Origin of the sequence: Marinifaba aquimaris, from assembly GCF_013328345.1 — a bacterium.
GTDB lineage: Bacteria > Pseudomonadota > Gammaproteobacteria > Enterobacterales > Alteromonadaceae > Marinifaba > Marinifaba aquimaris.
In genome coordinates, this window is sequence record NZ_JABULX010000003.1 from 17,143 (window position 1) to 30,266 (window position 13,124).

A 13,124-nucleotide genomic window follows, 5' to 3' on the forward strand; every position below is an offset into this window, starting at 1 on the left:
ATCGTTTTAAGCAACTTGTTTGATTGCTGTTGCTAACACATGGCAGTAATGGCTTGCGAGCGCTTGCTCGAAGCTCGGGTGGTTTTCTAACTCGGCCTTATTGGCTTTATCTCGAGCTAAAATCCACACACTGGTTCCCCAAGCTAAGGTGTCCCATACTTCACGTTGATTAAACGAATCTTTGTAATCTTGTAAGCGCTTATTGGCGAGAAGTGCTGCAAGTGCAGGTTCTTCATACCCAGCTAATACTGACTTCATATCCTTGGTTAAGGTATCCAGTAATTTACGGTCTTCACTTTCGAACAAATAGCGTGTTACTCGGTCTTGGCTTTCACCTAATTTATTAACAGCCTCTGATTTTTCAGCCTGCTCAAAAGCGCGTCGAATCACACCAGTTGCGTTGACATACTGACAAATTAAGTCGGTATCGCGATCGCCATATTCAGGTAATTGCCCTTTGAATAGATACTGCGCTTTAGCTGAATTTTCATAGGCGTGTTTAACATCCAATAGTGCATTTTTGGCAAACGCTTGCGCCAGTTCTTCTAACATGGCTTTGCGTTCTGACTGAGCCAAGATCAATTCACTGGTGTGGTAGTTAAACAATGACAATGGAATTAACACATAAAAGTCTTTTTGACTGTCTGCCCAGTTGTCCAGTAATGCTTGTGCTTTGGCTGAGCCTGTCGCGTTAACATGTTCAGATAAGTGATAGTGAAGTGCAGTTAATTGGCCTTGGCTCAGCGCTGAATCTTCACTTAGTGAGATTGCTTTGACTGAGTCGTTACTACACTTTTGTGCGATAGCTCCGGTTGGGTCGTATTGATATGCGGTACCACCACTCATACCGTTACCAAAACCTTTACCATAGATACCTAAGTTAACGATGCTGCCGTTAGTCATGTACTCACAGCAAAAATCCCCCACGCCTTCTACGACGGCAACAGCACCAGAGTTTCGCACCCCGAAGCGATCGCCTGCTTGACCTTCAACAAATAGCTCACCACCTGTTGCGCCAAATAAAGCAAAGTTACCTATTAGTACGTTGTCGGTTTCGGTTTGACCGCCACCACCAGGGTTTTTCACCACGATACGACCACCGCTACAGCCTTTACCAACACCATCATTACAGGTACCTAAGTGCGTTAAATTAATACCTGTATTGTTAAATGCGGCATAACTTTGGCCAGCAGAGTTGTAAGTGGTGACGTGAATACTGTCTTTGGCGAGTACTTTTCTGCCATTAGCCAGTGTTAACACACTTGGATGAGCGGCAACTTGTTGCGCTGTCATTTGATAGTTAAGCGTACGCTCAATATCAATAGCAAATTGCCCACCTGTGGTCTTATTACAATTGTTTAGCGTCGGCCCTTGAATGCTAACTTCAGTTGCGTTGGTTTCGATAAACCCAGCTAATGCTTGCTCGATAAACTTATCGTCTGGTGCAAAGTTAGCTTCTAAATAAATAGGTTCAGCAATGGTGACGGTTTGTGCTGGTTTTAGCATTGCCGTCATATCTAATTGACCAACCATTGCAGGATGGTTAATTAAATGAAGGAGCTGAGTTTGGCCGCGAATAGCGCGCAAGCTGGAAAAACCTAGACGAGCAAGAATTTCTCTTACTTCATGTGCTAAGTTCAAGAAATACTGAGCTAAAGCTCTTGGGTCACCTTGATAAACTTCTGGGTTCGTCGTTAAACCAGCAGGGCATTTTAGGTTACAGTTTTTCGCCATTACACACTTAAGCATCATCAATGCAGTGGTACCAAACTCGAAAGAATCACCGCCTAAAATCGCTGATTTAACAACATCTAAACCCGTTTGGTGGGCGTTAGAGCAGCGCAGTACTACTTTGTCACGTAAGCCATTTTCAGCAAGGGCTTGATGCACTTCGGCAATACCAATATCAGCCGCTCGGCCGGTATTTTTTAAGCTGGTAACCTGAGCGGCACCTGTGCCACCTGTATTACCTGCAATATTGATAACATCAGCACCAGCTTTGGCTACACCTACGGCAATGGTACCCACACCTTCACTCGATACTAATTTAACGATCACTTTTACCCGAGCAGCTTTAGCATCGTGGATTAACTGACCTAAATCTTCAATTGAGTAAGTATCGTGATGTGGTGGTGGTGAAACTAATTCAACCCCTGGTGTACCACCACGAGCTGCAGCAATTTCTACATTGACCTTGGCAGATGGTAGCTGACCACCTTCACCTGGTTTCGCACCTTGAGCAATTTTGATTTCAATTTCTTCTAGCGCTGGGTCGGCTAAATAACCTGTCCAAACACCAAAGCGACCTGATGCAAACTGCTTAATTTTACTGGCTTTAACTGTATTGTAACGGCAAGAGTTTTCACCACCTTCACCTGAGTTACTCATTGCACCGGCAATATTTGTACCTTGTGCTACTGCCTCATGTGCTTTAGCCACAAGTGCACCGTGACTCATAGCACCTGATGCAAAGCTGGCGGTGATTTGGTGAGCGGGTTGAACCTTTTCAAGTTCAATGGCTGCAGGAGCGGTTAGTAATTTGCCTATCCAAGTCAATGCTTCACCTGAAAGCGCTACTTTCACCATGTGTTCGCTAATGGCTAGTTGTTCAACTTGTGCTGGGTAGCAAGTTGCCAAAGCATCAACAAAAGCTTGATGTCTTGCTTGGGTTGCTGGCGTTAGACTGAGCTCATATTCAGCATGGGTAATGGATGTAGCAATTAAACCTTGTACAGAGAAATGAGCAGAGCCCGTTAAGCAAATTTGTTTTAGCTGATTGATAAAGTCCGTTTTATTTTCACTACTGGCAAAGTTTACCGGTAAATCAAGCACATCACGCAGCGCCGCTGGGCGAGCTTCTCGCTCTTGATACATGCTTTGGGCAAACTGGCGATAAGCCGGAGTCACTTTAAAGTTGTCAATTTGCTCAGGTGTTCTGGCTTCAAAGCCCAAATCTTTATGAGCTGGGTCGTCTGGTATCAGTGTTGCTTCACCATCTTTGACCAGTTTCGAGTCATCAGCGTAGTCGCTACTTAAGCTGTCTACATAACTGATCTCTTCTTCGGTCATATTGATGTATTCACGAACAGCGGTATTACCAAAACTATGGCCTGCACCTTCATTTCTCTCTTTGAATAAACCCAATACTGGAATTTGATCTTCACTCTGGACATCAAATACTTTTTGATGCCAATCGGCTGCACTTTTTGCAATATCAGCAAAGCGGGCCCCACCTACAGGAGAGTGAATATTCGGGAATAACGCCGCTAAGATAGGGTCTTGTGTATCGATAAAGTTAGCTTCGAAAAATTCACCACCGATGTAACTTTCAACGGTACACAAGCCAAATTTACCCATGGTTTTCATCAGGGCTTTTTCGACTGCTTTTTGGAAGCGCTTTAAACCTTGTAAGACGGCATCTTTATCTTGGTATAGCTCTTGTGCGCGGTAATAAACACTCAATGGGCAAACAGCTGATGCACCAAAACCCAACAAGCAAGCTATATCATGGGTACTAGCCGCTTGACCTGTTTGGACAACTAAGCTTGTGCTAAAGCGCAAGCCCGATTTAATCAATCTTTGGTTGGCCGCGGCAACAGCAAGTAATGCGGGCACAGCAGCATGCTGGTGTGACACATCAAGGTCTGATAAGACGATGATATCGTGACCAGATTGCGCTAATTGCTCAACCTGATTGGCAATAGACTCTAGCTGTTCAGCAAGGTTTTGCTGATTTTTTTGCTCATCGGCAAAATCAGCTGTGAAGAGTAAATCAACCTTGGCTAACGTGAGCTGATCTTGAGCTTGAATTTGAGCGAGTTGTTGCGGTTGTAAAATGGGTGAACCTAACACTAATTGACGACTTTTATGGCCGTCGGCTGTCATATTCGGTTTTGAGCCTAATGCGACGCGTAATGTCATGCCATCTGCTTCGCGAATACTATCAAGCGGAGGGTTGGTAACTTGGGCAAATCGTTGACTAAAGTAACGAGTGACCCCGCCTTCATCTTTAGCCAAAGCATTTGGTGCTAGGCCGTAACCCATAGCAGAAATTTTTTCCATGCCGCTTTGCAGCATAGGGTCGAGCATAAACTTAAAGCTTTCTTGGTTTAAGCTATAAGCAACATGTCTGGCGGCAAGCGTCAGATGAGAGGGGTAGTTTAGCTCAGTTAAGTCAGCTGAAGGTAAATCAGATAAATTCAGTTTGGCTTTTGCCAATAGTGATGAATAATCTTTTTTTGCCGCTAATGTCGACATGATCTCAGCTGTTTCGGTAATTTTCCCCGTCGCATGATCAAATACAATCATCCCGCCAGCTTCGATACGACCACGGCGTATAACGTCTTGTGCAGGAAAATCAATTTGACCTGCTTCACTCATCACCGCCAAGTAATCATTGGTTTCGACGCTTCTTAGTGGACGCAAACCCAAGCGGTCTAAGCGGGCACCGACTTTGACGCCGTCACCAAATATAAAAGCTGCCGGTCCGTCATTTTTCTCTTCGTATAAAGAAAAATACTCCAACATGTCTCTAACAGGTTGGCTTACGCGTTCGTCGTTTTCCCAAGCTGGTGGCATCATGGCTAATGCAGCAACGTCAATTTCCAGCTGATCTTCACAAATTCGGCGCTGTAAGGTTTGGTCTAAACGCGCTGAGTCTGATTGACCTTTCGGGAAGATCACTGTCTTGCGTTGAACCTTGGCTATTGCATCTTCGCTTAAACGGTTTTTTCGGTCGGTATTGAGCTCACCATTGTGTGCCATACGTCTAAATGGCTGTGCAAACATAGGGTTTGGAGCCGTATTGGTGGAAAAACGCGTATGGAAAAACAAGGTGTGTATTTTGTGATCATCGTCAGTTAGATCGGCAAAATAGGGCACAACTTCCCAGCTATTTAACCGACCTTTTAAAACCTGTGTGCGGCTGCTAAATGACAGTGGGTAAAGACCGTACAATTCGTCTTGTGTATAAGCTGGCTGCTCTATAGCTAATAAGGCCTGATTAATTAATGTTTCAAAGGCTTGCTGATTTGCTACTGAATCGGGTTTTGCAAAAACCAATTGTTTGATTGCCAATTGAGCTTGTTGGCTTGCGGTATTTAGTGCGTCTGGATTAATGGGCACATCGCGCCAGAGTAAAATGTCTAAATCATATTCAGCAAATACTGATTTAATCAGTGCCTCTGCTTGCTCGTGTTGATTGTCATCAACAGGGTAAAAAAAGTTAGCGACGCCAAATTCGCCTAGTTGCAATTCTGTGTTACCAGTTAACTTGCGAAAAAAGTCAACTGATAAGTCAATATTTACACCTGCGCCATCACCTATACCTTCGGCACTCATGCCGCCACGGTGAGGGATCATACACAATGCTTGGTGTGCGTGAGATAGCAACTCATGAGTCTGCAAGCTGTGCTTATGGGTAATAAAGCCCACACCGCAGCTTGAATGCTCCAGATTTTTATCAAATAAATATCGAGTCATCATTTATCCAATTGAGTTTCTCTGCCAATTTAAAAGACAAGCAGGATATATAAATGTAAACATTTATGCAAATAAAAATGATTATCATTAATTAATAATTATGGGTTTTTATTCATTTTTTGGATTGTGTTTAGGTTGTGTTTTAGGCCTTTATTTATATGGTTTTTATCTTATTTTTTAGTTTTTAAATCGTTTCTATTTTTGAATAAAAATTCATTTTTGTTGCGGTTTACATCTTTACAAAATGACAGTTAGATTAATTTTCCTTTACAAGGTAAATGATAATTATTATCATCTGTGGCGTTTTTTTATGACTGTTAGGGAGTAAAAATGGATAAAAATACTTCAATTCATTACTTAAACTCGCAATGTGCAAGTCCTGTCTCAGCAGAGCAGAGAGCTGAGCAACTAGAAAAAATGGATGCTTTTCACTTCGCTTTTGACAAGGCGAATAGCCAGCTTACTTTGCAAATTTTGTCACTACAGCATGCAGATATTGATGTAAAAAAGGTGATGGGCTTAATCGAGTGTTGTCAGGCGCTCGAAACCGTATTACAAACCTATGATCAGCACAGTCGCTTATTTGATTTTTATTTTTGGTTGCGAGAGCAACTAACACTGATCAGTGAATCGGATAAATCAGGTAAAGGTATTGAACTGGTGTGCCATACCGAGATCAAAAAATTAGAGCGAGCTATCAATGCACTGTGCGTTGAAACATTTAATACCAAAGTGGTGGCCATTTTTAACGCTAAGCGGGTTAAATCTGCATCAGAGCAACAGCAAAGCGCAATTTAGATTGGTTTTTTTACTCGTTTTAACAGTAGGTAAATGGCGTAAATAAGTTGCGTGATTGTTGTAAAATCTTGTTGTTAAATTCAACTCTGGGCTAAAAAGTAAGCGCATTTTCTTGTTTCTACCATTCAATTGTGTTGTTGTATAGCAACTGGTTGAATGGTTAGTTCTTTGAAGTATTTGATGAAGTATCACCCGCTATTTTTTTGTATTGCCTTTGCTGTTTGTCCTACCGCTTTCGCTGAATTAAATGATGATGATTTATTTTCGATGGAGTTGGAGCAACTGATCGAAATTGAAATTGCCACAGGTACTAAAACTACACTTAAAGAAGCCCCTTCTATTGTCTCGGTTGTTACCGCATATCAAATTGAAAAAATGGGCGCAAACAACCTATACCAAGTGCTAGAAACGATAAATGGCGTACACGTTTATCTGTCCAACCTCAATAGAATGAGGACGTCTATTTCTATTCGCGGTATTCACACCGCATTTAACCCACATGTGTTAATTTTAGTTGATGGTTTCAACACAACTTACACCTTCAACGGCTCACCTTGGTCATTGTTTAATTTAGGCGTGGAATTAATCGATCGAATAGAAATTATTAAAGGGCCGGGTTCAGCTGTTTACGGTGCTGATGCCTATTCAGGTGTCATTAACATCATTACTAAAACACAATCTGATGCCGAGCAAAATGATACTGGTATTCAAGCCGGTTCATTTGGCTATAAAACCGCTTGGCTTAATCAATTTGGTCAACTGGGAGAAATTGATTACGCGCTTAGTGCCCAATGGGAAAGTACAGATGGTGATAACAGCCGAGTGATTGAACAGGATGCAATGCATACTTTTGGCTTGGACTCCTTATCAAATGCACCTAGGGCGTTAGATACACGGCGCAAGATGCTAGATATGCACTTGAACCTTAGCTATCAAAACTGGTCGATGAAAACCTGGTATTTAGATCGCGAGGCGGGAACAGGACCGGGAATAGGTCAAGCACTATCTGATAGTGATATTGATGAAGAAGAGAGCTTTTCGCTGCAAACTCAGTACATTTTAACTGATTCTACTCATTGGCAATCGACGGTTGAATTGAGTTACCTTTTTCATGACCAATACAGTTATTTTAAAATTTACCCTGATGGCTTTCCTGTACCAATAGCTTTTGATGTTAATGGTACGCCAACCGCATTCACCGTATTTACCGATGGCTTGATTGGCGCTCCTGCGACTGAAAGTCATCGTTATCACGCACATTGGAATAACCTGTTTACCGGTTTTGAACATCATCAAATTCGGGTCGAGGCAGGTTACACTAAAGATGACTTGAAAACGTTTGAAGCGAAAAACTTTGGTACGGGTGTTTTGACCGGTGACGAAGATTTTGTTGATGGTCGTTTAACCCAAGTTCGCAACACGCCTTTTATTTTTTCTCAAGATCAAGACCGTGAGCTTTATTACTTATCGGTGCAAGATGAATGGAAAATAAACGACAAAGTGCAAGCGACAATCGGTATGCGCTATGATGATTATTCTGATTTTGGCAGTACGTTTAACCCAAGAGTTGCTTTGGTTTGGGCGAATACCGACAAACTAACCACTAAATTTATTTATGGTCAGGCTTATCGAGCGCCGTCGATGGCTGATTTACATCTGGCCAATAATCCTGTCTCACTGGGTAATTTAAACCTAGAACCGGAAGAAATTACCACCTACGAAGTAGCATTAGATTATCAAGCTAGCAGTCGTTTGACATTAAGCGCCAATATTTATAGCTATGATGCTGAAAAAATGATTGATTTTGTCCCACAACTTGACGGTTCGAGTATTGCTCAAAATATCGGTTCCATTTCAGGTCAAGGATTAGAGACACAAGCCAAGTGGCAGGTCAATCGAGATTTGCAAATATCAGCAAGCTTAGCTTTGCAAGAGGCAGAAGATGATAACGGGCATGATATTGCTGATGCACCGCAAACTATGTTTGATATCAGTGTTAATTGGCAAGTTAATCCGCAAACTCATGTTTACTTTGATAGCCGCTTTATTCGAGACAGAGATCGCCTAGTTAATGATCCAAGACAAAGCATTGATGACTACAATTGGTCTAATCTGTCTGTTCAATATCAAATAGATAGTCATTGGATGGGGCAGGTGACCGTGCGTAATTTATTCGATGAATCCGCTGATGAGCCAAGTGATGGTCAGATTCAACAAGATTACCCACTAGAAGAAAGGGGCTACTGGTTGAAACTCAAGTATCAATTTTGATGTTTGAGTAAGCACAGCGTGAAGTAAGCATTCATAAAGTTTAACGACTTTATCCATACTCTTCACATAATTAGCACTTATACTGAGTTTTAAGCCTAATTGTTTAACGCTTTTCTATTACCTCTTCACAGTGGGTTAAAGAGCAGTAACTATGTCAGACTTAAGTACTAAACAAAGCCAACAGCAAGTTGAGCTAATGCAACAAGCGTTAGCCAATGTTGATGTTTATATATTTATCAAAAATATTGAGCTTGAATACACCTTTGTTAACCCTTTGGTGGCAGAGTTATTCGAGCTTGATGTGGAAGATATCATTGGCAAGGATGACACTCACTTTTTTGAATTAGCCATGTCTAACCAGCTTAGGCAAAATGATTTACAGGTCATTGAACACGGGCTAACGATTCAAACCGAAGAAACCAATGTACTGAAAAATACCGGTGAAACGCGAATATACCGATCGACTAAAAAGCCATTATTCGACGATAAGGGCAAGGTGATTGGTTTATGTGGTGTTTCGACGGATATCACTGAAGAAAAGCGTTTACAGCGTATTATCGATAAGCAGCAATCTCTGATAAATGCGGTACTCGATAATGTCGATGCGCATATTTATATGAAAGATGAAACACGCCATTTTAAATATGTGAACAAACGCGTTGCAGATTTATTTGGCAGACCCGTCGATGATATTGTTGGTAAGCTCGATACTGAGGTTCTTCCTAAAGAGATAGCCGATCATTTTTGGTTATCTGACAAATTGGTATTTGATACGCAGACTAAACAAGTGATTAACGAAGTTGCTAATGATGCCGAGGGCAATCGTCGTCACTACATGAGTGTGAAAATGCCTTATTTAGATGAAGACGATGTGAGATCGCTCATTGGCTTTTCAACAGATGTGACCGAGCTTTTCTTACTGAAAGAAGAGTTTAAAAAACTCGCAACCATAGATTCGCTTACTGGTCTCTTTAACCGCCGTCACTTTGTTGATCAGGCCGAAGAGGCTTTTATTAAAGCAGAGCAGTTTAATCAGGCGTTATCTGTTGTCAGTTTAGACGTTGACTACTTTAAAAAAGTAAATGATCAATACGGACACCCAACAGGTGATTTAGTACTGCAAAAAGTGGCTGAAAACCTTAACAAGTACGTCAGAGGACAAGATGTTTTAGCGCGAATTGGCGGGGAAGAATTTGCGATCATTATGCCTGAAGTCGACAAAGAGCAAGCTAGGGTTGCAGCCGAAAAACTCAGGGTGATGCAATTAGAAACGCCGATACAAACTTCACAAGGCAAAATTAATATTGCCATTAGCTTAGGCGTTGCCAGCTTAACGGAATCTGATAAAGATTTTGATCAGATCTTCTCGCGAGCAGATAAAGCTTTATACCAAGCAAAAAATGCTGGCCGAAATCAAGTAAAAGCGGTTTAAAACCGCTTTTACTGATCAACAACGATCTACTGCTAGTAGATGTTACTTAATCTCAAACGCCAGCTTAGCTGTGGCTTTTTCACTATCTCTTAGTTTGGTTTTACACGGAATCAAACGCGCATCATCAATTTGGTATTGTTCAATTAAGTAATCAATAAAGTTATCAACTCTTTGCTCACCTAAACTGTTTAACTGTTTCTTTAGTTTTTTACTGACTTCGCCTTGGCTTTTATCAAAAAGCACGCTGGGGCAGATACTGAGCTGGAATTGCTTTTTCTCATTCATTAACCGGCCCAATTCATCGGCATATTCGATTTGACTCTGGGCTAAATCGGCTTGACCGATTTGGTACTCAAGGTCATTTAATGACACTTCAAACAGGGTATCACTGGCCAACATGGCCAGACTGACGACATTGGCATAAGGAACAAAAGTTTGTACGATATAATTTTTAGCCCCTTCAGTTAGCGCTTTAGTAGTGATGAGACTAATAAAACCACTGAGGCCAAAATTAGGGTCATTGACATTACCCGACAGTGGAATATCGACCTCTAAGTTACCTTGGTCATTCGTTAATTGATTAATCGCTAGGTTCAGAGGCACCACGCCAGCCTCCTTATCTTCCCCTGATAGATCTTGGCTTTCACTTAGCGCTATGGCCTTTATATTGGTGCTGACCTGACCGTTAATGATTTGATCTTCAACTTTAAAATCAAAATCGGCAAATAACAGACCTTTTTCTATGTCGTAACCAAGCGATTGCGCCACATAGGGTGAATACGGGGTAAGGTTCATGCCCTTAATATGCCCAGTAACTTGCATATCTCGGTTGTCATAAAATGGTGCGACACTGCCGTCGATGGCGATACTTGAGCGCTTGCCCACATCGGCTTTAATAATAAATTCAGCCATGCTATCGATAGGTTGGTTGCTTACCTTCGTTAGCTCAAAGGTTTCAATATTGAGTGCTTGTACCACTTCAGGTTCGGTTGAGTAATCTAACAGCGTCATAACTGGTTTACCTGCAAAAGCAAATTTATCCACTTTAATCATGTTTTTTTGCCGTGCTTTTTCTTTTTCAACCTTGGGCTGCGCAGGTGGCGTTGACTCGTTTGCAGGGGCTGAAAGATTTAACCAGTTCTCAATGGTATTTTGCTTACCGCGATAAAAGGTCATTTGCTTGGTATCAGCAATGACTTCAGATAGTTGAATACCTTCTGGGTTATAGACAATATTGACAAAGCTCAATTGATTAAACTCGGCAAACGGTTGAATATTTTCATCCTGATCCAGTTCGATAGATGCTAATTGAGCGAGCTGCATCAAGGTTAAGTTTTGATAATTGAGCGAGTCGGCCGTTAAGCTTATATGTTGATCGAAGCTCAAAGCGCCATTAGTCAGTTCACTTGTATCAAAACGAGCTAGCACAGCTTGTTGTGATAGCTCTTGCAATAAAAATTGCTTAACTGCCAAAGTAAACTGACTGTTGATGTTTGGTGTTGCATTGTCCGCTGCATGTTGGATCTCAGTTTTAGTCAAGACTAAATCAAGCTCGGCTAATGAAAGCCTAGTCGTTGGCGTGACCATGTCTAAAGGCAGGTCGATGTCTAATAACGACAACACCATTTGCTCACTTTGAATAGATAAACCGTTAACATCGCGTTTAAAAGATGCATCTAAGGTTAGGTTGATTAAACCTTTTGTTGTTTTGTAAGCCTCAGGCAGCCAATATTGATAATCATGGGCATTAAAGCTCAATAAGCCTTTTGATAGTTGTCCAGATAACACATCATCGCTTTGGTTAATTGAACCGCTAAACGCAATGGGTAGCTGATTGAGGTCTGCATCCAGTTCAAAAGCGAATGCAATTTTATTTCCTTGAAGTTGCGCTTGCGAAACAGCGAGCTTTTTCACTTTCGCTACTTGGGTTTTATCTGGTGTCGTAAGTTTAAATTGGCTGTTAGTGAGTACAAACTCATCTAGACTTATCTTTCTTTGCTGCGTTTGGTTACTTGGTTCGATGGGGGCTACATTATTTTGCTCACCGTCGACTTTGATATCGATATCGTGATCATTTAGCCCTTTTATGACGAATGTATCGTCTATAAGTTGACCATTAATTAACAAGCCATCAATGGCTGCATGCTGAATATGAATATCCCCTTGGAATAGTTCAATTAAGCTGACGTTGAGTTTTGCTTGATCAAAGGCAACAGAGGTTTGACCTTTTTTAGACATGTTCACACCCTCCAATGTGGCAGAGAGTGCCAAGGGATTAAAGCTGAAATGCTCTATATGAAACTGAATTTCTTTTTCAGTGAGAACATGGTTTACCGCACTTTTAACTAACCAAGTTGCACTGGCAAAAAGTAAAATAAAGATAACAATGACAACAGCTGTAACGCGAAAAAACAGGGTTGATAGTTTCATATTGGCAAAAGATCCTTCTCTTAATAACGCGTATTAAAGGTGTTTAAAAACAAGGCGATGAAACAGCAGTTTACTTGTCTTTTTTTAATATTTCATGCAGATCACATGTTAACTTATATAATTAAACGGTAACTGACCATTTGCGATTAAGGTAACTCGATGCGACCTCCTAAGAACTCTACTTTGCACTCATTTAAACAAGCGGGTTTTAGCTTAATCGAGTTAGTGGTGGTCATCGTGATTTTAGGGCTTATCGCCGTAACCGCTGCCCCCCGTTTTCTTAACTTAAGTACTGATGCCAAACTTGAAGCGCTCGAAGCGATTGGTGCGTCATTGCGTTCTGCAGCTGATCTAGCAAAAAATAAAGCGGTTATTAATGGGGTAGAAAACGCCAGCCGTAGTTCGCCTGACAACCCACCTGCTGTTGACATTGACTTAGGTACACTAGAGCTTAAGTTTGGCTACCCAGAAGCGTACGCAGATGAGACAGATGGCCTAGATATATTGGATTTGATTTCTTTATCTGGCGATATTGAAGTGTGTTATTCGAGTACTTGTACAACAGGTAATAGCTCTCGGGTAAAAATTGGTTACGATATTACAGAAGGGGATGGTTGCTATGTGCGCTATGTAGAGCCGGGTGGCACTGGTAACCCAAATACAGAAATATACCTCGTCGATTTTGAAACAAGCCAGTGTTAACACTGGCTTG

Annotated in this window: 6 protein-coding genes; 4 read left to right on the forward strand and 2 right to left on the reverse strand. The window is 41.5% G+C overall.

Annotation, left to right across the window (positions count from 1 at the left end; translation table 11 throughout):
* Positions 1–6: 6 nt before the first annotated feature.
* Positions 7–5,484: a glutamate synthase-related protein gene (locus HR060_RS02715; protein WP_246283062.1), complete on the reverse strand. Its 5,478-nt coding sequence runs from the start codon at positions 5,482–5,484 to the stop codon at positions 7–9.
* A 327-nt stretch (positions 5,485–5,811) separates the two neighbouring features.
* Here HR060_RS02715 and HR060_RS02720 point away from each other — a divergent pair, with 327 nt between their 5' ends.
* From HR060_RS02720 to HR060_RS02730, 3 genes are all read left to right on the forward strand, one after another.
* Positions 5,812–6,279, forward strand: coding sequence for a hypothetical protein (locus HR060_RS02720; RefSeq protein ID WP_174198738.1), 468 nt, complete (start codon positions 5,812–5,814; stop codon positions 6,277–6,279).
* A gap of 180 nt (positions 6,280–6,459) precedes the next feature.
* On the forward strand, positions 6,460–8,550 hold the full coding sequence (locus HR060_RS02725) for a TonB-dependent receptor plug domain-containing protein (protein ID WP_174198739.1): 2,091 nt from the start codon (positions 6,460–6,462) through the stop codon (positions 8,548–8,550).
* A gap of 151 nt (positions 8,551–8,701) precedes the next feature.
* Positions 8,702–9,982: a sensor domain-containing diguanylate cyclase gene (locus HR060_RS02730; protein ID WP_174198740.1), complete on the forward strand. Its 1,281-nt coding sequence runs from the start codon at positions 8,702–8,704 to the stop codon at positions 9,980–9,982.
* A 42-nt stretch (positions 9,983–10,024) separates the two neighbouring features.
* On the opposite strand, the gene HR060_RS02735 is transcribed toward HR060_RS02730, so the two are convergent.
* Positions 10,025–12,412, reverse strand: coding sequence for a DUF748 domain-containing protein (locus HR060_RS02735; protein WP_174198741.1), 2,388 nt, complete (start codon positions 12,410–12,412; stop codon positions 10,025–10,027).
* Between the two features lie 159 nt (positions 12,413–12,571).
* On the opposite strand from HR060_RS02735, the gene HR060_RS19600 reads away from it, so the two are divergent.
* Positions 12,572–13,114, forward strand: coding sequence for a prepilin-type N-terminal cleavage/methylation domain-containing protein (locus HR060_RS19600; protein WP_174198742.1), 543 nt, complete (start codon positions 12,572–12,574; stop codon positions 13,112–13,114).
* Positions 13,115–13,124: the final 10 nt, after the last annotated feature.